At 73.9% G+C, this 20331-nt stretch carries 19 protein-coding genes and 1 riboswitch; of the genes, 11 read left to right on the plus strand and 8 right to left on the minus strand.

The genetic code is table 11. The features are described from left to right. Positions 1-94: 94 nt before the first annotated feature. The 5 genes from RCG67_RS10730 to RCG67_RS10750 all read left to right on the plus strand — a co-directional run bounded on the left by RCG67_RS10730 (position 95) and on the right by RCG67_RS10750 (position 2227). On the plus strand, positions 95-625 hold the full coding sequence (locus tag RCG67_RS10730; protein ID WP_368826148.1) for a TetR family transcriptional regulator: 531 nt from the start codon (positions 95-97) through the stop codon (positions 623-625). 3 nt (positions 626-628) lie between these two features. Next, complete coding sequence (locus tag RCG67_RS10735) at positions 629-976, plus strand: DMT family transporter (protein WP_368826149.1); 348 nt, start codon at positions 629-631, stop codon at positions 974-976. Next, positions 976-1299, plus strand: coding sequence for a DMT family transporter (locus tag RCG67_RS10740; protein WP_368826150.1), 324 nt, complete (start codon positions 976-978; stop codon positions 1297-1299). Before RCG67_RS10735 ends, RCG67_RS10740 begins: the two co-directional genes overlap by 1 nt. Positions 1300-1525: 226 nt before the next feature. Next, entirely contained in the window at positions 1526-1732 is a 207-nt protein-coding gene (gene cspE, locus RCG67_RS10745) for a transcription antiterminator/RNA stability regulator CspE (protein ID WP_017832155.1), read from the plus strand. A 306-nt stretch (positions 1733-2038) separates the two neighbouring features. Continuing rightward, positions 2039-2227, plus strand: a complete 189-nt coding sequence (locus RCG67_RS10750) for a hypothetical protein (RefSeq protein ID WP_368826152.1) — start codon at positions 2039-2041, stop codon at positions 2225-2227. A 109-nt stretch (positions 2228-2336) separates the two neighbouring features. On the opposite strand, the gene RCG67_RS10755 is transcribed toward RCG67_RS10750, so the two are convergent. Continuing rightward, positions 2337-2633, minus strand: coding sequence for a hypothetical protein (locus RCG67_RS10755; RefSeq protein ID WP_058874336.1), 297 nt, complete (start codon positions 2631-2633; stop codon positions 2337-2339). Between the two features lie 404 nt (positions 2634-3037). Further along, positions 3038-3163, plus strand: a riboswitch (SAM riboswitch). Positions 3164-3176: 13 nt separating this feature from the next. Between RCG67_RS10755 and RCG67_RS10760 the strand changes: the two genes are divergently transcribed. Then, positions 3177-3410 (plus strand): hypothetical protein, encoded by a 234-nt coding sequence (locus RCG67_RS10760; protein WP_368826153.1) that lies wholly within the window; start codon positions 3177-3179, stop codon positions 3408-3410. An 11-nt stretch (positions 3411-3421) separates the two neighbouring features. Then, entirely contained in the window at positions 3422-3817 is a 396-nt protein-coding gene (locus tag RCG67_RS10765; RefSeq protein WP_368826155.1) for a PIN domain-containing protein, read from the plus strand. A 38-nt stretch (positions 3818-3855) separates the two neighbouring features. Here RCG67_RS10765 and RCG67_RS10770 read toward each other — a convergent pair whose 3' ends face one another. Then, a complete protein-coding gene (locus tag RCG67_RS10770) occupies positions 3856-5025 on the minus strand; it encodes a glycosyltransferase family 4 protein (RefSeq protein WP_368826156.1) in 1170 nt (389 codons plus the stop codon). A 115-nt stretch (positions 5026-5140) separates the two neighbouring features. On the opposite strand from RCG67_RS10770, the gene RCG67_RS10775 reads away from it, so the two are divergent. The 3 genes from RCG67_RS10775 (at position 5141) to purH (ending at position 9479) form a co-directional block, all read left to right on the plus strand. Beyond that, positions 5141-6754 carry a cell division protein PerM gene (locus RCG67_RS10775; RefSeq protein WP_368826157.1) on the plus strand — a complete coding sequence of 538 codons (1614 nt, stop codon included), beginning with the start codon at positions 5141-5143 and terminating at the stop codon, positions 6752-6754. Between the two features lie 455 nt (positions 6755-7209). Further along, positions 7210-7791: a phosphoribosylglycinamide formyltransferase gene (gene purN, locus RCG67_RS10780; RefSeq protein ID WP_368826158.1), complete on the plus strand. Its 582-nt coding sequence runs from the start codon at positions 7210-7212 to the stop codon at positions 7789-7791. 77 nt (positions 7792-7868) lie between these two features. Then, positions 7869-9479: a bifunctional phosphoribosylaminoimidazolecarboxamide formyltransferase/IMP cyclohydrolase gene (gene purH / locus RCG67_RS10785; protein ID WP_368826160.1), complete on the plus strand. Its 1611-nt coding sequence runs from the start codon at positions 7869-7871 to the stop codon at positions 9477-9479. 170 nt (positions 9480-9649) lie between these two features. Here purH and RCG67_RS10790 read toward each other — a convergent pair whose 3' ends face one another. The 3 genes from RCG67_RS10790 to RCG67_RS10800 all read right to left on the minus strand — a co-directional run bounded on the left by RCG67_RS10790 (position 9650) and on the right by RCG67_RS10800 (position 13834). Next, complete coding sequence (locus RCG67_RS10790; RefSeq protein WP_368826161.1) at positions 9650-11872, minus strand: NADP-dependent isocitrate dehydrogenase; 2223 nt, start codon at positions 11870-11872, stop codon at positions 9650-9652. A 198-nt stretch (positions 11873-12070) separates the two neighbouring features. Further along, on the minus strand, positions 12071-12595 hold the full coding sequence (locus tag RCG67_RS10795; protein ID WP_438612660.1) for an Hsp20/alpha crystallin family protein: 525 nt from the start codon (positions 12593-12595) through the stop codon (positions 12071-12073). 144 nt (positions 12596-12739) lie between these two features. Next, positions 12740-13834: a Gfo/Idh/MocA family protein gene (locus RCG67_RS10800; RefSeq protein ID WP_368826162.1), complete on the minus strand. Its 1095-nt coding sequence runs from the start codon at positions 13832-13834 to the stop codon at positions 12740-12742. A gap of 246 nt (positions 13835-14080) precedes the next feature. Here RCG67_RS10800 and RCG67_RS10805 point away from each other — a divergent pair, with 246 nt between their 5' ends. After that, on the plus strand, positions 14081-14662 hold the full coding sequence (locus tag RCG67_RS10805; RefSeq protein WP_368826163.1) for a TetR/AcrR family transcriptional regulator: 582 nt from the start codon (positions 14081-14083) through the stop codon (positions 14660-14662). Positions 14663-14706: 44 nt separating this feature from the next. Here the strand turns inward: RCG67_RS10805 and RCG67_RS10810 are convergent, their stop codons facing one another. The 3 genes from RCG67_RS10810 to RCG67_RS10820 form a co-directional block, all read right to left on the minus strand. Further along, complete coding sequence (locus RCG67_RS10810) at positions 14707-15243, minus strand: gamma carbonic anhydrase family protein (protein WP_058874345.1); 537 nt, start codon at positions 15241-15243, stop codon at positions 14707-14709. 35 nt (positions 15244-15278) lie between these two features. After that, the gene (locus RCG67_RS10815; RefSeq protein WP_368826164.1) at positions 15279-18602 is read right to left on the minus strand and encodes a beta-phosphoglucomutase family hydrolase; all 3324 of its coding nucleotides are present in this window, start codon (positions 18600-18602) and stop codon (positions 15279-15281) included. A gap of 193 nt (positions 18603-18795) precedes the next feature. Continuing rightward, the gene (locus RCG67_RS10820) at positions 18796-20331 is read right to left on the minus strand and encodes a sensor histidine kinase (protein WP_368826166.1); all 1536 of its coding nucleotides are present in this window, start codon (positions 20329-20331) and stop codon (positions 18796-18798) included.

Genomic DNA, 20331 nt, shown 5'->3' on the forward strand with positions numbered 1-20331 from the left:
GTCGTCGTCCCCGCGGGGCCGGCGCCGTCACGGGGAGGAGCGGCGGCCCGTGTCACATAGTGGCACCAACCTTCCGGTTGGTAAAGTTCTCAGCATGAGTTCCTCCTCCCGCGACCGCATCCTGGACGGCGCCCTCGAGCTGCTGCGGGCCGGCGGCACCGTCTCCCTGGAGTCGACCGCCCGCCGCGTCGGGCTGAGCAAGCCCGGGGTGATGTACCACTTCCGCACCAAGGAGGCGCTGATGCTAGCCCTGGTGGACCGGGTGATGGACGGCTGGGACGCGCAGATGGCCCGCCGCCTCTCCGCGCCGCCGGAGCGGGTGCCGGCGGAGGAGCGCCTGCGCGCCTATCTCGACTGGTGCCTGTCCGGGGAGGTCGACGAGACCGACCTGGTGATGCTCACCGACCAGCGGCTGCGCGCCACGCTCAAGAAGCGCTGGGTGGCCCGGATGACCCCGTGGGTCGACCTGCCCGAGGATCTGCCCGCCGAGCGGCGGAGCCGGCTGCTGGCCGTGCGGCTGCTCGCCGACGGCGTGTGGTTCGCCGACGCCGCGGGTGTCTTCGCCCCCGGTCCGCAGGAGCGGGCCCGGGTGCGGGCGGTCGCCGACGAGCTGCTGGCGGGCTGAGCCGTGACCCGATGGCTGCTGCTCGTCGCCGCCGTGCTCAGCGAGGTGGCGGCCACGCTGGCGCTGAAGGCGGCCCTGGACGAGCCCGGCTGGTACGTGCTCGTCGGCACCGGCTACGTCGCCGCGTTCGCGCTCCTGGCCGCCGTGCTGCGCCGCGGCACCCCCGTGGGGGTCGCCTACGGCGTGTGGGCCGCCCTGGGGGTGCTGCTCACCGCCCTCGCCGCGGCCGTGGTCTTCGGCGAGCGGCTGAGCCCGGCCGTGCTGGCCGGACTCGTGCTGGTGGTGGCCGGCGTGCTCTGCGTGGAGCTCGGTTCCCGCCGCCCCGCCCCGGAGCAGGAGGGGCGCGGCTGATGGCCTGGGCCTTCCTCGCCGCCGCGATCCTCACCGAGGTCGCCGGGACGCTGTCCCTGCGGACGGCCGCCCGGGGCCGCCCCCGCTGGTACGCCGCCGTGGTCGCCGGCTACGCGGTGGCCTTCACCTGCCTGAGTCTCGCCCTGGCCGAGGGCATGGCACTGGGGGTCGCCTACGGCATCTGGTCGGCCGCCGGGGTGGCGCTGACCGCGCTGGCCGGCCGGCTGCTGTTCCGGGAGCCGTTCACCTGGGTGACGGCGGCCGGCGTGGCCCTCATCGTCGGCGGGGTGCTCCTCATCGAGCTGGGCGCCCCGCCGGGCTGAGCGGCTCGCGGCGGCCGGTCCCGGGGCGGGCCCGGCGCCGCCCCGCTGGTGCGGTGCCGGAACTCGTGTAGAGTGGTCCGCAGTTGTTGAGGTTCGTTTTTGTCTTTCAAGCAGTTCGGCCCACTCGGGTGCAGCAGTTTTTCTGAGAAGACGTTTTCCATGCATCACAACTGTCGTGTTTCTCGAACGTCGGGAAACGTTCATCTCATGAAGGATCAGGTCTCCCATGACTACCGGTATCGTCAAGTGGTTCAACGCTGACAAGGGCTTCGGCTTCATCACCCCCGAGGACGGCTCCAAGGACGTCTTCGCCCACTTCTCCGCGATCAACTCGAACGGCTTCCGCTCGCTGAACGAGAACGACCGCGTCGAGTTCGAGACCCAGGACGGCCCCAAGGGCCCCCAGGCCGCGAACATCAACGTCATCTCCTAAGGATCCTCCACGGGCCCCGGCCCGTCGATCCTCCAGAACCGCCGTCGGGCTCCGCCCGGTGGCGGTTCTGTCGTCGTGGCCGACGTGCATCGAATCCCACGGTGCCGACCGCCGACGTCCCGCGTCCCCAGGGCTGAACGCCGCCGTCCCGCGTCCCCAGTGCTGAACGCCACCGTCCCGTGCCACCAGCGCTGAACGCCGCCGTCCCGCGTCCCCAGTGCTGAACGCCATCGTCCGCCGTCCCACGACGTCCCCCTCGTGCCCACGGGCAGGGGACGGGGGACGAGAGCACCCGGAGGTCCTGCCATGACCGCACCCGATCCGTTCCCCGCGGCGGAGGAGCCGGAGGACCCCTTCGTGCTGAACCGGATCACCGACGCGGAGCTGGAGGTCTCCGTGCCCTTCGAGGTCGAGGCCTCCGAGTGGGAGTTCGACGGCTCCGCCGACGAGGCCGGAGGCGGCTGGGGCTCCGCGGGGGACTACGGCCTCGAGTGAGCGCTCCCCGGCCCGCGACCCGGGCCGGCCCGGAGCGGGCTGCGGGCGGCGCGCACGACGGAGGCCGCAGCCCGATGGGCTGCGGCCTCCGTCGTGTCCTGCCCGCCGGCTACGCCGACAGCGGGAGGGTCGAGGGGTGGAGCTTGAAGAACGGGTGCCGTCCGGTCGTCGCGAGGGCTCCGGGAACGAGGAGCTGGCGGTACTTGGCGCACCATTGCGCGGTTCCCTCCGTGTGCTCCGCCGCGGCGGCGAGGTCGTCGGCCTCAGGGCTCAGGTACTCCTGCACGTCCCCGTCGGTCGACGTGAGCCGGACGAGGTGCAGATCGGGGAGGGCGGTGACGGTCACGTCGATCCACTCCTCGCGCTGGTCGGTGGTGATGGCTGATCTTTCTTCGGACATGGTCATGTTTTCTCCTGACGTTCTTGCAGGCATCCGATGGCGTTGCCCGCCGCTTCGTCATCCGATCCACCCGGGAACATCGGGTTGGCGCGCAGCGGGTCGGAGCCCCTCCGCGGGTTCGCCGGGGATCGCACGATCTCCGGCCGAGCACGCGGACGCCGCATCTCGAGAAGCAGATCCAGGCTACCCCGGAGCTCCGACACCTCGACAAGCGCGTCGTGAGTTGTGTCACTGAAACGTAATGCTCGGGCTCGTCGTCGGCGCCGTCGCCGGTGTTCCGCGCCCATTCCAGCGCAGCGATGTGTCCCCGAGATGTCGGAACGGTGACGCCCCGGGGAAGAACCGCGCACAGCGGGCCGGCCCGGGGCGCGGCCCGGGCGCCGCCGGGCGATGTGGTTCAATGGAGTCAGCTTCAAGAGACCCGGTCGGCAAGCTCCGACTTGACCGGGCACCAACCCCATGTTCACGGGTGGTTCGGATGACGAAGCGGCTCGCGTCGCCGCCACGGCGGTACCCGGTGCGAGCAAGAGCGCACGAAGGATCCCGGCCATGCCCGACCCCCGCACCCCCGTCCCCGCCGTCCGCACGGGCGCGCCGCCCGGCTCCTCCCCGGGCGTCCCGGCCGGACGGGACCCGTCCCCGGTCGAGCCCGCCGCCGGCGTCCCGGCCATCAGCGCCTCCGCCATGAGCGTCGATGACTACGCCCGTGCGGTGCAGGCCCGCACCGAGTTCGTGGACTTCCTGCTGGCCCCGGCCCGCGGCGAGCTCGCCGCCGCCGCCTGAGGACCGGCGCCGTGGACCTGCTCCTGGACCGTTCCGTGCTGCTCGGGGTGCGCACCCCGGAGCGCTGCCCCGAGCTGGCCGGGGTCCTGCGCCGGCAGGGTCACCGGCGGCTGTTCGTGCCCGCCACGGTGCTCGGCGAGCTGCTCGCCGAGCGGCCCGACGAGACGCTGTGGGCGGAGCAGCTCGAGCTGCGCTTCCCGGGCCGGGTGCTGCCGGTGGACGCCGCCGTGGCCCGGGCGTGGGGCGCACTGGCGGCGCGGGCGGCGGCCGACCCGCTCGCCGGCCTCACCGCGGCCACGGCCCTGGTGCACGGGCTGACCGTGCTGACCGCGGAGCCCGGGCGGTACGCCGGCACGGGGACGTCCGTCCTGGACGCGTCCCCGGCCCCGCGCCAGTCCTCGCGGTAGCCCCGCGCCAGTCCGCGCGGCAGCCCTCGCGGTGGCCCTCAGGCGGCCCGGCGGCGGCGCGGACCGCGCTCGGGCACCGAGAGCTCCACGGCGTGCTCGTAGTGCTCGAGCAGCTGCCCGACCAGCACGTCCCACGTCCGGCCCTGGACCGCCGCGTGCGCGGCGGCGCCGAACGCGGCCCGCTTCGCCTCGTCGCCCAGGAGGTCGGCCACGTGCCCCCGCAGCGCTCCGAGGTCCCCCGGGGGATAGAGCCAGCCGGTGCGGGACCGGTCCACGAGGTCGAGGGGCCCGCCCTTACCGGTCGCGACGACCGGCACCCCGGAGGCCATGGCCTCCTGGATCGTCTGGCAGAACGTCTCGAACTCGCCGGGATGGACGAACACGTCGAAGGACGCCATGATGCGGGCGAGCTCCGCGCCGCTGCGCCGCCCGGTGAAGTGGGCCTGCGGGAGCCGGCGGCGCAGGGCGTCCTCCTCCGGGCCCGAGCCCACGACCACGAGGCGCGTGCCGGGCAGGTCGGCGACCGCGGCGAGGTCCTCGACCTGCTTCTCCGGGGCGATCCGGCCCACGTAGCCGACGATCCGCCGGCCGCCGCCGACCTCCTCCCGCCACTGCTCGTCCCGGTGCCGGGGGCTGAAGCGGGTGGTGTCCACCCCGCGCCGCCACACGTGCACGTCCCGGACGCCGTGCTCGGTGAGCTGCCGGACGGCCGAGGTGGACGGCGCGAGCGTGAGCGTCGCGAGGTTGTGCATGGAGCGCACGTGCCCCCACAGGAGCTGCTCGAGGAACGGTGCCCCGTACTTGGCCGCGTAGCCGGGCACGTCCGTCTGGTAGACCGCCACGCACGGCACCCCGAGCTGCTGGGCCGCCACGATCGCCCGGCGGCCCAGCACGAACGGGGAGGCCACGTGGACCACGTCCGGCCGGAAGCGCTCGAGCTGCCGGCGCACCCGCGCCACGGTCCCCCCGGCCACGCGCACCGCCGGATAGCCGGTGAGCGGCACGGCGGGCAGCCGGTGCACCGGCACCCCGTCGAGGTCCTCGACGGCGTCCTCGGCGGGGAGCCCGAGCGGAGGAGGACCGTAGGAGGGCGCCACGACGGCGACGTCGTGGCCTCCGGCGACCAGCTGCTCGACGACCCGCAGCACCGAGTGGGTGACTCCGTTCAGATGGGGGAGGAACTGTTCGGCGACCACGGCGACTCTCATGGGCCCGAGCCTGCCCGGGCCGGGCGACCGGACGGGAAGCGGCGCGTGGCCCGCCGGTGAAGGCGCCGTGAAGCCTCTGCCGGGGCGCCGCGCGGGCGTGGGAAGATGGTCGGTGATGAACTCCCATGGCTCCTCTTCCCCCGCCGCACGCCCCGACCGCAAGGGCGTGCCCATGCCGCTGTGGCTGCAGGGCGTGCTGGAACTCGGCTCCGTGGCCGTGGTGTCCTACCTGCTGGTCCTGCTGACCGTCCTCATGGTGTGGCTCGCCGACGGCTTCGACACCCTCGGGCTGACCGGGGGGATCGTGCTCTCCGGCCACGTGTGGCTGCTCGCCCACCTCACGCCCCTCCAGGTGGCCCTCGACCCGGGAGCGGGACTGCCCGCGACCACCGGGACGCTCAACCTCGTCCCCCTGGGGCTGACCGTCGTCCCGTTCGCGCTCGCCTGGCACGCCGGGCGGCGGCTGGCGCGGGCCTGCTGGGAGGGCCAGTTCTGGCAGCCGTACCTCAGCGGCCTCGCCGCCTACTCCGCGCTCGGCGCCGCGGCGGCGCTGCTGTTCACCGGGGCGCAGGTCTCGGCGAGCCCGGCCGCGGCGGCCGTCTTCCCGCTCGTGCCCGTGGCCCTGGGCGGGTTCGTGGGCGCGTACCGGGCCTCCCGGTCCCTGCCGGGGCTGATCGGCGTCAACGCCGCCGCGTGGGTGGAGCGCACGAGCCAGTACTCCCGCTGGGCCGGGTCCTACGTCTGGGCGGTGCTGCGCGCCGGCTTCGTCGCGGCCGTCGCCGGGGTCGGCGCCGGGGCGGCCCTGCTCGCCGCCGCCCTGTTCTGGAACTGGAACGACGTGGTGGGCGTCTACCAGCGGCTCGGCACCGGCGTGCCGGGGGACACCGCGCTGACCGGGCTGCAGCTCGGCTACCTGCCCAATCTCGCGGTCTACGCCCTGTCCTGGGCCACGGGCGCGGGCTTCGACCTCGGCTCCGGCACCCACGCCTCCCCGCTGGGCACCGACCCCGGGCCCGTGCCGCTGCTCCCGGCGCTCGCCGCGCTGCCGCCCGAGGAGCTCCCGGCCGGCGCGCTGGGAGTGGTCGTGCTGCCGGTCCTGGCCGGCGTCCTCGCCGGCTGGTGGTTCCTGCGCGAGGGCGAGAACCACCTGGACGACTGGATGGCGCTGCGGCTGCCCGCCCGCTGGATCACGTACCCGGTCTCGACGCTGCTGACCGGGGTGCTCGTGGGCGCGGTCGCGGGCGTGCTGGTGATGCTGCTGAGCTGGCTGGCGCACGGCTCGCTGGGGCTCGGCCGGCTCACGGACGTGGGGCCCGACGGCCCCGCCGTCCTGCTGCTGTTCGGCGCCGAGGTGGCCGTCGGGACCGCGGTCGGCTACGTCCTGGGACCGTGGCTCGAGCACGAGCCGCCGTTCGCCCCGCCCCGCGACGAGGAGGACGGGGAGGACCGCACGCCCGCCGGCCGGCGCGAGGCGCGGCGGCGGCACCGGGAGGAGGCCGCGGCCCGGCGCGCGATGCGCTCGGCGGGCCGGCGGGGCCCGCGGACCGCGCCGGGGGCCGACCGGGACGGGGCGGAGCGCGCCGGCACGGGCCCGTGGGCGGCTCAGGGGCGGGCCGGGGCGGGGTCCGGTCCCGCGGAGGCGTTCGACGTCGACGCGGTCGACGTGGACGCGGTCGAGGCGCCCGCCGCGTCGTCCGACGCCGGCGCGCCCGGGTCGCCGGAGAGATAGCTCCAGATCCCGTCCTCGAGCTCCTGCTGGCACTGCGCCTCCCCGGAGAGGGTGAGGGTGCCGGCGACGCACTCCTGGTAGGCCTCGGCCACGGGCCACAGCGCCAGGCGCGCCCCGCCGGTGAGCAGGCTCAGCGAGCCCAGCACGATCGCGGCGACCGCGCTCACCACCAGCAGCCGGCGCCGGTCCGCCCCGCGGGAGCGCACGAGGGCCGCGATGCCCAGCCCGATCCCGGCGGCCGCGAGCACGACCCCCGCCACGGTCGGCCACAGCCCGGAGCCGACGAGCACCAGGGCCACCGCCGCGCACACGAGCGCACCTCCTGCGGTACGGGTCGCGGTGGCGCGTCGTGCGTCCGCAGGGGCTGCCTCGGGACTCGGGCGGGGAGGGGTCATGCCTTTCACTCTAGGGCACCCCGGGCACCGGCCCCCGCCCGCGCCACTAGACTCGACGGCATGCGCATCGTGGTCATGGTCTCCGGCTCCGGCACCAATCTGCAGGCGGTCCTCGACGCCGTCCGGGAGGGCCGGATCGACGTCGAGATCGCCGCCGTGGGCGCGGACCGGCCCTGCACCGGCCTGGAACGGGCCCGGCAGGCCGGGGTGGAGACCTTCCTGGTCCGGCCCGGCGACCACCCGGACCGGACGCGGTGGAACCGTGCCCTGCAGGCGGCGGTGGCCGCCCGGGAGCCGGACCGGGTCCTCTTCGCGGGGTTCATGCGGATCGTGGACGCCGAGTTCGTCGAGGCGTTCGCGGGTCGGATCATCAACACCCACCCGTCCCTGCTGCCGTCCTTCCCGGGCGCGCACGCGGTGCGGGACGCCCTCGCGCACGGCGTGAAGGTCACCGGCGTCACCGTCCACGAGGTCGTCGACGACGTCGACGCCGGCCCGATCCTGGCGCAGGCGGCGGTGCCCGTGGCGGACGGGGACACCGAGGCGCAGCTGCACGAGCGGATCAAGGCCGCCGAGCGCGAGCTGCTGGTGCGCACGCTCGGTGAGACGGCCCGGCGGGGCGCCCTGCACGACGCCCGGTGAGCGGGTCCGGCACGGGTCCGTAAAATGGTCCCGGCGGATCCCGCCGGCAACCACGACCTCGAACGCTTGGAGAACCTGTGAGCCCCACCCAGCTTGACCGTGTGCCCATCAAGAGGGCGCTGGTGTCCGTGTACGACAAGACCGGGCTGGAGGGCCTCGCCACGGGCCTGCACCGGGCCGGCGTCGCGATCGTCTCCACCGGCTCGACCGCACGGCGGATCGCCGCACTGGGCGTACCGGTCACGGAGGTCGCGGACGTCACCGGGTTCCAGGAGTGCCTGGAGGGCCGGGTCAAGACCCTGCACCCGCGGGTGCACGCGGGCATCCTCGCGGACCGCCGCAAGCAGGACCACATGGACCAGCTCGCGGAGCTGGAGATCGAGCCGTTCGACCTCGTGGTCGTGAACCTCTACCCGTTCGCGGACACGGTGCGCTCCGGCGCGGGCCAGGACGAGGTCGTCGAGCAGATCGACATCGGCGGCCCCTCCATGGTCCGGGCCGCCGCCAAGAACCACGCGGCCGTGTCCGTGGTGGTCGACCCGTCCTCCTACGACGCGGTCGTCGAGGCCGCGGCCTCGGGCGGCTTCGACCTGCGGGCGCGGCGGCGGCTGGCCGCCGCGGCGTTCGCGCACACCGCCGCCTACGACACCGCGGTGGCGACCTGGACGGCCCAGCAGTTCGAGCAGGACGAGGACGCGAACTTCTGGCCGCCCTACGCCGGCCTGGCCCTGCAGCGCTCCACCTCGCTGCGCTACGGCGAGAACCCCCACCAGAAGGGGGCGCTCTACGTGGACGAGGCCGCGGCGCCCGGCATCGCCCAGGCCGACCAGCTGCACGGCAAGGAGATGTCCTACAACAACTACGTGGACGCCGACGCCGCGCTGCGCGCCGCCTACGACTTCGACGAGCCGGCCGTGGCCGTCGTCAAGCACAACAACCCGTGCGGGCTCGCCGTGGCCACCCCCGGCGCCGAGGACCCGATCGCCGACGCCCACCGCAAGGCCCACGCGTGCGACCCGCTCTCCGCCTACGGCGGCGTGATCGCCGCCAACCGGACCGTGACCCGGGCCATGGCCGAGACCGTGCGCGACATCTTCACCGAGGTCCTCGTGGCCCCCGGGTTCGAGCCCGCGGCCCTCGAGATCCTGCAGGCCAAGAAGAACATCCGCCTGCTGGAGCTGCCCGAGGGCTTCGAGCGGGACGTCCTCGAGTACCGGCAGGTCTCCGGCGGCGCGCTGCTGCAGGTCGCCGACCGGCTCGACGCCGAGGGCGACGACCCGGCCGGCTGGACGCTGGCCGCGGGGGCGCCGGCGGACGAGCGGACGCTCGCCGACCTCGCCTTCGCCTGGAAGGCGCTGCGGGCGGTGAAGTCCAACGCGATCCTGCTCGCCGACCACGGCGCCTCCGTGGGCATCGGCATGGGACAGGTCAACCGCGTGGACTCCTGCAGGCTCTCCGTGGAGCGCGCCAACGCCCTCGGCGAGGACGGCGCCGAGCGCGCCCGCGGGGCCGTGGCGGCCTCGGACGCGTTCTTCCCGTTCGCGGACGGTCTGCAGGTGCTCCTGGACGCCGGGGTGCGCGCCGTGGTCCAGCCCGGCGGGTCCATCCGGGACGAGGAGGTCGTGGCCGCGGCCGAGGCCGCCGGCGTGACGATGTACTTCACGGGAGCGCGGCACTTCTTCCACTGAGCCGCGACCCACCGCCGCGTCCCACCGCCGCGGCCCGGCGCCGTTCGACGGCCGCCCGGCACGGCGGTGGGGCGCAGCCGCACGACGACGGCCGCACTCCCCGCGGGGAGTGCGGCCGCTGCCGTGGGTGCCGCTCGCGCCGGTCCGGGTGCCCGGCCGGCGCGCTCAGCTCATGCGCTCAGCGAGGAGAGGACCCGGTTGAAGGTCTCCGAGGGGCGCATCACCGAGAACGTCTTGGCGTCGTCCGGGCGGTAGTAGCCGCCGATGTCGGCGGGCCGGCCCTGCACGGAGAGCAGCTCCTCGTTGATGGTGTCCTCGTGGTCCGCCAGCTGCTCCGCCACGGAGGCGAAGGCCTGGGCCAGCTCGGTGTCCTCGTCCTGGCGCGCCAGCTCCTGGGCCCAGTACAGGGCGAGGTAGAAGTGGCTGCCGCGGTTGTCGATCTCGCCGGCCTTCCGGCTCGGGGACTTGTTCTCCTCCAGGAAGGTGCCCGTGGCCCGGTCCAGGGTCTCGCCGAGGATGCGGGCGCGGGCGTTGTCCGCCGTCGACGCCAGGTGGTCGAGGCTCGCGGCCAGGGCGAGGAACTCGCCGAGGCTGTCCCAGCGCAGGTGGTTCTCCTCGACCAGCTGCTGGACGTGCTTCGGCGCGGACCCGCCGGCGCCCGTCTCGAACAGCCCGCCGCCGTTGATGAGGGGGACCACCGAGAGCATCTTCGCGGAGGTGCCCAGCTCCAGGATCGGGAACAGGTCCGTCAGGTAGTCGCGCAGCACGTTGCCGGTGACCGAGATGGTGTCCTCGCCGCGGCGGATCCGCTCGATCGAGAAGGCGGTGGCCTCCTCGGGGGACATGATCTCGATCTGCAGGCCCTCGGTGTCGTGCTCGGCCAGGTACTCCTCGACCTTGGCGATGAGGTTGGTGTCGTGGGCGCGGGTGCGGTCCAGCCAGAACACGGCCGGCGTGGAGGAGGCCCGGGCGCGGGTCACGGCGAGTTTGACCCAGTCCCGGATCGCGACGTCCTTCGTCTGGCACGCGCGCCAGATGTCGCCGGGGGAGACCTCGTGCTCGATGAGCACGGCGCCGGAGGAGTCGACGACCTGGACGGTGCCCTTCGCGGGGATCTCGAAGGTCTTGTCGTGGGAGCCGTACTCCTCCGCCTTCATCGCCATGAGGCCCACGTTCGGCACCGAGCCCATGGTGGTGGGGTCGAACGCGCCGTTGGCGCGGCAGTCGTCGATGACCACCTGGTAGATCCCGGCGTAGGAGCTGTCCGGCAGCACCGCGAGGGTGTCGGCCTCCTCGCCCTCGGGGCCCCACATGTGCCCGGAGGTGCGGATCATGGCCGGCATCGACGCGTCGACGATGACGTCGGAGGGCACGTGCAGGTTCGTGATGCCCTTGTCGGAGTTCACCATGGCGAGCTTCGGGCCCTCGGCGAGGCCCTTGTCGATCCCGGCCCGCACGTCGTCGCGCACGTCGGCCGGCAGGGCGTCGAGGCCGTCGAGGATCGCGGCGAGACCGTTGTCGGAGCTCAGGCCGGCCTCCTCGAGGGCGGCGCCGTGGGTAGTAAAGACCTCCGGGAAGAAGGCCTCGATCACGTGGCCGAAGATGATGGGGTCGGAGACCTTCATCATGGTGGCCTTCAGGTGCACCGAGAACAGGACGTCCTCCCGCTTGGCGCGCTCGACCTGCTCCGCGAGGAACGCGTCCAGGGCCTCGGCCCGCATCACGGTGCCGTCGACGACCTCGCCGGCCAGCACGGGGACGGACTCCTTGAGCACCGTGGTGCCGCCGTCCTCGCCGACCAGCCGGATCGTCAGGGTGTCGTCGTCCTCCATGACCACGGACTTCTCGTTGTCCCGGAAGTCGTCGGCGCCCATGGTGGCGACGTTCGTCCTCGACTCCGCCGTCCACTCGCCCATCCGGTGCGGGTTCTTGCGGACGTAGTTCTTCACCGAGGAGGGGGCGCGGCGGTCCGAGTTGCCCTCGCGCAGCACCGGGTTGACGGCGGAGCCCTTGATCTTGTCGTAGCGGGCCCGGATCTCCTGCTCCTCCTCGGTGCGCGGCTCGTCCGGGTAGTCCGGGAGGTCCACGCCCTGCTGCTGCAGCTCCTTGACGGCGGCCTTCAGCTGCGGGACGGAGGCGGAGATGTTGGGGAGCTTGATGATGTTGGCCTCGGGCTTCTTGGCCAGCTCGCCGAGCTCGGCGAGGGCGTCGGCCACCCGCTGGTCCTCGGGCAGGCGGTCGTTGAAGGCGGCGAGGATGCGACCGGCCAGGGAGATGTCGCGGGTCTCCACCTCGACGCCGGCCGTCGAGGCGTAGGCCTCGATGATCGGCTTGAACGAGTAGGTGGCGAGCAGGGGCGCCTCGTCGGTGCGGGTGTAGATGATCTTGGCCATGTGCGGGCTGTCTCCCAGGATGTCGTCGGATCGGGGTGGTGCTTCCTGGTGCCAAGATACCCGAGGCGGCGCCCCGTCCGCTGGCCGCCCGGGGAGTGCGGGGGCTCCGGGCACGACGGCGGGCCCGTTCCCCGCGGGGGAACGGGCCCGGGCCGTGGCGTCCCGGCCGGTGCGGAGCCGCTGCCGGCCGAACCGGGCTCAGCCCTCGGTGGACTGTGTGGAGCGTTCGCCGTTGACGAGCTCGCCCTCGCCGATCACGCGGTCGCCGGAGTCGTCCCGGCTCTCGCCCAGGGCCTGCTGCTCGCCCTGGCCGGAGACCACCTGGATCTTGCGCGGCTTGGCCTGCGCGGAGACGGGGATCGTCACCGTGAGCACGCCGTTGTCGTAGTTCGCCGCGATGCCCTGGATGTCGATGCCCTGGCCCAGGTTGAGCTGGCGCACGAACGAGGAGCTCTGCCGCTCCCGGGTGATCCACTGGACGTCCTGGACCTCGGGCAGCTTCCGCTCCGCGCGGATGGTCAGCAGCTGGCCGTCGACGTCGACGTCGACGCTCTCGGGGTCGATCCCGGGCAGGTCCGCCCGCAGGATGTACTGGTCGCCGTCCCGGTACAGGTCCATGGGCATCTCGCGCAGGCCCTGCCGGGCGAACAGCGAGGCGGCGAGCCGGTCGAAATCGTTGAACGGGGTGAACATCGTGGCCACGTCAATCATCTCCTCAACCATGTGAGCAATGTCTTCGACATTTAGTTGAGTCGGATCAACTCAACTGTTGACCATGATAGTGCCGCCCTGAGAGCTCTTCAACAGGTCCGGGGCCGGATCGCCCACGGCGAACCGCCCGTCGGCGGGCGTGTGCGGGCCGCCGTGTCAGGGGGTGTCGTGGGGGTAGCGCACGCCGATCCGCTCCCGCACCCGGTCGAAGAGCTCCACGAGCTCGAGGGAGTCGGCCCACGGCATCACGGGGGACTCGAGCAGGCCCTGCTGCACGCAGCGGGTGGCCTCCCGCATCTCGAAGGCGTAGCCCGCGCCCGGCACGGCCACGCGCTCCACCGCGGGGTCGGCGCCGCCGCGGGCGCCTGCGGCGGTCTGCAGCACCAGGGTGGTGGGGCAGTTGATCCGGCCGTCCACGCGCAGCCAGCCCTCCGTTCCGCTGATCGTCACCTGGTGCGGGACCGTGCTGGACAGGGTGCCGCTCACGTGGGCCCGGCCGTAGCCGTAGTCCAGGGTCAGGGCGGTGTCCACGTCCACGTCCGTGGCGCCGAGCTCGGCGCGGGCGCTCCAGCGCTCCGGGACACCGAGCACGGCGGAGGTCCAGGTCAGCGGATAGACCATCATGTCCAGCAGCACCCCGCCGCCGTCGGCCCGGCGGAACAGCCGGTGGGTCGGGTCGAGGGGGCGGTGCATGCCGATGGACCCCTCGACCGAGCGCACCCGGCCGAGCCGGCCCTCCCGGACCCAGCGCATCGCGGTGCGGAAGCCGGGGGTCATGCGGGTCCAGACGGCCTCCATCAGGAAGACGCCGTGCTCGCGCGCCAGGCGGAACAGGTCCCGGACCTCCGCCGCGGTCATGGCGAGGGCCTTCTCGCACACCACGTGCTTGCCGGCCCGCAGCAGCGCCGAGACGTCCCGGTGGTGGTAGCCGTGCGGGGTGGCCACGTAGACGATCTCCACGTCCGGGTCGGCCGCCAGGCGGTCCAGGCCCGTGGCGGCGGCGGTGCTGCCGTAGGCGCGCTCCACCCCGTGCCGGCGGGCGAAGTCCTCGGCGCGGTGCTGGTCCCGCGAGCTCACGGCGACCAGCCGGGCGTCGGGCAGCGCGGCGAGGTCCGCGACCACCTTCTCCGCGATGCCGGCGGTGCTGACCACGCCCCACCCGAGCGTGCGGCCCGTCGGGGTGCCGGGGTCGTCGAGGTGGGCGGCGTCGAGGGAGGCGGCGACGAACGGGCTGAGGATCTGGGCGGGCATGGGCGCATTCTGCCACGCCTTTCCCCGGCGCCACCCGCTCGGCGCCGTTCGCCCGGCGCCGCCGCCCCGTGCCGCCCGCTCGGCGCCGTTCGCCCGGCGCCGCCGCCCCGTGCCGCCCGCTCGGCGCCGTTCGCCTGGCGCCGCCGCCTCGTGCCGCCCGCTCGGCGCCGTCCGCCCGCTCCGAGCCGTGCGCCGTCCTGTCCGGACGCGCCGATCGAACGACCGTTCATCGCCTAGACTGGCCCCGTGCCCCGGGTGAGCCAGCAGTACAAGGACGAGCGCCGCCGCGAGATCGTGGCCGCCGCCAGCGAGTGCTTCCTCGAGCACGGCTTCGAGGGGGCGTCGATGCACCGCATCATCGCCGCCACGGGCCTGTCCGCGGGAGCGCTGTACAACCACTTCCCGAGCAAGCAGGAGCTCGTGGCGGCGGCCGCCCGCGCGGCGCTGGACCGGGTGCTCGCGGCCGCGGAGGACGAGCCCGGGACCGACCCCGCCGCGTGGGTCGTGGGGCTGCTGGAGCGGCTGGCCGCGGACCCGGCCACCACCCGCCTGCTGCTCATCACGTGGGGCGGCGCCGTGACCGACCCGGATCTGGCCGGGCTGGCGGGGGAGCACCTGGGACGTGTGCGCGACCGCGTCGAGGAGCGCTACGGGCGGTGGGCGGCCGAGGAGCTGGGGCTCGACCCCGGCGCGGCCCGGGAGTGGGCCGGGATGTTCGCCCAGGCCATCCTCTCGGTGCTGCAGGGCTGGGTGGTGCAGTCCTGCCTGCTGCCCGGCTTCGACCACGGCGCGTACCTCGACTACGCGCGCACCCTCGCGGCGCAGTGACCGGGGTGCCGTGACCGGGCGCCGCGGCCCGGTGCGGGAGCCGGTCAGGCGTTGAGCCGGCGGTGCTCGGCGGAGAGCTGCACGTAGGTCCGCGCGTTGGCCCGGACCTTCTCCTGCTCCTCCTGCGTGAGCTCGCGCCGGACCTTGGCCGGCACCCCGGCCACCAGCGAGCGCGGCGGCACCACGGTGCCCTCGAGGACGACGGCGCCCGCGGCGACCAGGGAGCCCGTGCCGATCACGGCGCCGTTGAGGACGGTCGCGTTCATCCCGACCAGGACCTCGTCCTCCACGGTGCAGCCGTGCACCACGGCGCCGTGGCCGACGCTCACGTCCGCCCCGATCGTGCAGGCGTGGCCGGGGTCGGAGTGGACCACCACGTTGTCCTGCAGGTTCGACCGCGCCCCCAGCCGGACGGGGGAGCGGTCCCCGCGCACCACGGCGCCGTAGAAGGTCCCGGACCCGGGGCCCAGCTCGACGTCGCCCACGACCGTGGCGGTCGGGGCCACGAAGGCGGACGGGTCGATCCGGGGCTCGTGCCCGCCGTGCGGGAGGACCAGGCCGGGCGTCGTGGAGTGTGCCATGCGCCCAGCCTAGCGGCGGAGCCGCGGCCCGCGGCTCAGGCGTCCTGCCGGGCGACCGCCGGGCGCGCGGAGCGCTGGTGCCCGTGCTGGAGGGCCACCCGGATCTTCTGGCCGCCCTTGAGCACGTACTCCGCGCCGTGCACGTGGATCGTGACGTCGTCCGCGCGGCGGGAGGAGCCCTCGAGCTCCAGGACGTGGTGGTCGATGCAGACCCGGATCACCTGCCCGCGGTACAGCACCGTGAACGTCACCGACTGCAGCTGGCTCGGCAGGGCCGGGTCGAACTCGAGCCACCCGCCCCGCACGCGCAGCCCCGCGTAGGCGCGGGTCACGACGTCGACCGAGCCGGCCATGGCGCCCAGGTGGATGCCCTCGCCCGTGGTCCCGCCCTGGGTGTCGTCGAGGTCCACCAGCAGGGCGTCCTGGAAGGACGACCACGAACGGTCCGGGTGCAGCCACGCGAGCACCGAGGCGTTGACCACCCGGGAGAGCGAGGAGCCGTGGGAGGAGCGCGCGATGTAGAAGTCGACGGTGCGCTCGATCGCGGCGTGGTCCACGTCGTAGCCCATCCGGCCGAGCTCCTCGACCAGGCCGTCGGGACCGAAGAGGTAGACCAGCATGATCGTGTCGGCCTGCTTGGCCAGCTTGTAGTTGTTGGTCATGTCGCCCTCGTTCTCCAGCAGGAGGTCGAGGCGGCCGATGTTGCGGTACTTGGCCCGGTAGTACTCCCAGTCCAGCTCGTCGAGGTCGTCGTAGCCGTGGAACTGGCTGATGGTGCCGTCCGCGTTGAACGGCACGAACATCCGCTCGGCCATCTGCTGCCACGTCCCGACCTCCTCGGGCGAGAGGTCGAAGCGGGCGGAGAGCTCCTCGCGCTGGTGCTCCACCATGTCGTGGAAGATGTGGGCGCTGTGCCGGAACAGCCAGGCCGCCAGCACGTTCGTGTACGCGTTGTCCTTGAGGCCGCCGCCGTGCTGGCCGCGCGGGCCGTCGTGGTACTCGTCCGGGCCCATCACCCCGGCGATGTGGAAGCGGCCGTCCGCGGGGTCGTAGTCCGTGAGGGACGCGAAGAGCCGGGTGATCCCGATGATCAGCTCCGAGCCCTGGCCGGCCAGCCAGTCCAGGTCGCCGGTGGTCTCGTAGTAGATCCAGGCGTTGTAGGCGATCGCGAGGCCCACGTGGAACTGGCGCCACGAGTTGTCCGGCAGCCACCGGTTGGAGTGGTGGTTGAACAGCTCCGGCGGGGTCTCCTCCCGGCCGTCGGAGCCCGACTGCCACGGGAACGCGGCGCCCTCGAGCCCGAACTCGGTGGCCCGGTGCTTCGCCATGGGCAGCCGGCGCCAGCGGTAGGACAGCAGCGCGCGCGTCACCTGCGGCTGGTGCAGGTTGACCACCGGGAGGATGTAGAGCTCGTCCCAGAAGATGTGCCCCCGGTAGCCCTCGCCGTGCAGACCGCGGGCCGGGACGCCGGCGTCGCGCAGGGACATGTGCGGCGCCAGCGTCTGGGCCACGTGGAAGAGGTGCACGCGCAGCGCCAGCTGGGTCAGGCACAGCTCCCCGGTGCTGTTCTCCGGGTCCGGGCACACGTCCACGTCGAAGCGGTCCCACAGCAGCGACCACTCGATCTCGTGCGAGGGCAGCAGGCCCCGGACACCGCTGGGGTTGCGGTCCAGCTCCGCGAGCGCGCCCTCGCGGGGCGAGCCGATCGCCGCGTCGCGGCTCGTGACCACCGCCGTGGTCGAGTCGATGATCACCGGGCGGCCGTCGGAGATGTTGACCTGGTGGCGGCGGAACTCGGTGCCGCCCGGGCGGATCTCGCGGCGCTCCCGGACGTTCTGGCCGCCCTCGATGGTGGTGCGCTGGGCCGTGGTGATCTCGATCTTGGACTGGGTGGTGCGCACGTGGGAGAGCAGGGTCTCGTGGTCGTCGGGCAGGGACGTCGACTCGAGGTCCACGAGGTGGTGGTCGTTGAGGTCCTGGTACTCCGCGACCCCGTTGTTGCGCACGCTGGGGTCGATGCCCGTGCGCAGGTGCAGCCGCCCGGAGAACCCCCGGGCGGTCACCGTGGTCTCCTGCGCCCCCAGGTGGCGGAAGCGCAGCGACACGAGGCGGCGCTGGACGATCTCCAGCCGGGCGCGGGCGCCGTCCTCGCCCCGGTCGCCGTTGAGGTCGGTGAGGGTCAGGGACCGGATGAGCAGGCCGCGGCGCAGGTCGAGCTCGGTCCGCTCGTCGGACGGGACCAGCCCGCCCTCCGACCACCAGTCGCCGCCGGAGACGCGCAGGTCCAGGTGGGTCCAGTTGGGGGCGTTGACCATGGACTCGTGCTCGACGTCGCGGCCGCTCAGGTGGCTCACCACCCGGTTGAAGATGCCGGCCAGGTAGTTGCCGGGGTAGTGCACCCCGTTGTCGGGGAACTCGCAGGCGGACCCGCGCACGCCCATGTAGCCGTTCGCCAGCGTCAGGAGGGTCTCCCGCCGGGCCTCGGTGGTCGGGTCGAAGCCCTCGAAGACCAGCTTCCAGGGGTCGTCGCGGCGGGCGCCGAGGTCGAGCTCCCCGACGTCGTTGAGCACGACCGTGGCCCCGGCCCGGTACAGGTCGTTGCGCTCGCCGTGGCGGCGGATGCCCACGACCAGGCCGAAGCCGCCGGCGGCCGCGGCCTGCACCCCGGACACGGCGTCCTCCACCACCACGGACCGGGCCGGGTTCACGCCGAGCATCTTCGCGCAGGTGAGGAACGTGTCGGGGGCCGGCTTGCCGGGCAGCCCGTGCTCCGCGGCGAAGTGGCCGTCCACGATGATGTCGAAGGAGTCCTGCAGCCCCGCCGCCGCGAGCACCGGGACGCTGTTGCGGCTCGCGGTCACGAGGCCCACCGGCACCCCGGCCCCGCGCAGCCGCTCGATGAGCGCCACGGTCCGGTCGAAGACCCGCACGCCCTGGACCTGCAGGGCGTCCTGGAAGTAGGAGTTCTTCAGCACGGCCTGGCCCTGCACGGTCCACGCCCCCGGCGTCTCGTCGCCCTCGGGCAGGCGCGCGCCCCGGGCGGCGAGCAGGGAGCGGATCCCGTCCTCGCGCCGCCTGCCGTCCACGTAGTGGCGGTAGTCCGCGTCGGCGTCGAAGGGCCGCCGGTCCACCGTGGTGCCCTCCTCGGCCGGCTCGAGCCGGTCGTCGGCCAGGATCGCGTCGAAGAGGGTCTTCCAGGCCGCGGCGTGCACGGCGGCGGTGTCGGTGACCACCCCGTCCATGTCGAAGATCACGGCCTCGTGCGGGATGCGCAGCTGGTCGACCGCCTGGGCCGGTGCGTCCGGGCCCTGGATGCGCGGCAGGGACGCGGTGAACGGGGCGGTGGGCAGTGCGTTCACGAGAGTTCCTCCGGAAGTGGGTGCGTTCTCCGTGGCCCCCGGAACCGCACGGAGAGACCCCAGCACACGGCACGCGACGGACCCCGGACGCGGCGTTGCGGTTTGGCACTGGAGCGGTGACGGCCGTCCGTGCCGACGGTTCCTGACCAGTTCATTAAACGGCCCGGGGCCCGCAGGGGCAAGCCGCGTCCGCTCAGTGGTCCGCCAAGGGCAGGCGGACCGTGAACCGGGTGCTGCCCGGGACGCTGCGGACGTCGATCCGCCCGTGGTGCGCGTGCACGATGGCCTCCACGATCGAGAGCCCCAGACCCGTGCCGCGGGAGGTCCCGGCCCGGGCGTGGTCCTCCCGGGCGAAGCGGGCGAAGATGTGCTCGAGGAAGTCCGCGCCGATGCCGGGGCCGTCGTCGGCCACCGCGAGCACGGCCTCGCCGCAGGTTCGCGGCCGGCCGCCGGTCTCCACGGCGAGGGACGCGGTGACGGTGGTCCCGGCGGGCGTGTGCTGGTGGGCGTTGGCGAGCAGGTTGATGAGCACCTGGCGCAGCTGGGCGGGGTCGCCCCGCACGAGCACGGGCTCGTCGGGCAGCTCGAGGCGCCAGACGTGGCCGGGCGCCGCCACACGGAGGTCGCTGACCGTCTCGATCACCAGCTCGAGCAGGTCGACGTCCTCGGTGACCACCGCCCGGCCCTCGTCCAGGCGCGCGAGCAGCAGCAGGTCCTCGACGAGCGCGGTCATCCGCGCCGCCTCGGACTCCACCCGGGACAGGGAGCCGCGGCCCTGCGGGCTCATCGGCTCGGTGAGCCGGATGAGCTCCGCGTAGCCCCGGATGCTGGCCAGCGGGGTGCGCAGCTCGTGGCTGGCGTCGGCCACGAACCGGCGCACGCGCGTCTCGCTGCGCTGACGGGCGACCAGGGCGTGGCCGACGTTGTCCAGCATCCGCCCGAAGGCGTGGCCGAGCCGGCCCACCTCCGTGTCGGGGTGCGCGGCCGGCGCCACGGCCCCCACGGGCAGGACCACCTCCCCGTGGTCGAGGTCCAGCTCCGAGACGCGGGTCGCCACGTCGGAGAGCCGTTCCACGGGACGCAGGGTGCGCCGGACGACGACGAGGCCGAGCAGCCCCGTGGCGGCGATGGCGCCGGTCGAGATCGCCGCGGTGCTCACCCCGAAGCTGCGCAGGGTGTGCTGCTTGTCGGCCAGCGGCAGGCCGGTCAGCACGAGCCCCCAGTCCCACGGGTCGTCGACCACCAGCACCCGGTAGCCGCCCACGGCCAGCTGCACGTCCACGGGACCCCACTGCTCGCCCCCGTCCTCGTCCGACTCCGCGCCGAGCGCCGTCACGAGCTCCCCGAGCCGCCGCCGGTCCGCGTCGGTCAGCTCCTGCCGCGTCCCGTCGGCGGCGAAGAGCCCGGCGCGGACCACCTCGCCGTCCACGATCCGGGCGTTGAGGGTGCCCGCGCCCTGCGCGGGGACGTCCATCATGGCCTCCAGCTCCTCCGAGGGCCCGGCGGCGGCCCGGACCCCGTACTCGATCGCTCGGAAGGAGGCGTCCCGGACCTGGCGGTCCAGCTGCTCGCCCAGGGACACGTTGAGCGCGGCGAGGCCCAGGGCGCCCACCGCGGCGCACGCGACGGTCAGCAGCGCCAGGACCGTCAGCAGCAGCTTGGTGCGCAGCTGCAGCGCCCGGCCGGGCCCGCGGAGCCGCGGCCGGGCACCGGTGCCTCCCGCGCTCAT

The organism is Kocuria cellulosilytica, assembly GCF_040981245.1.
GTDB classification, from domain to species: domain Bacteria; phylum Actinomycetota; class Actinomycetes; order Actinomycetales; family Micrococcaceae; genus Kocuria; species Kocuria cellulosilytica.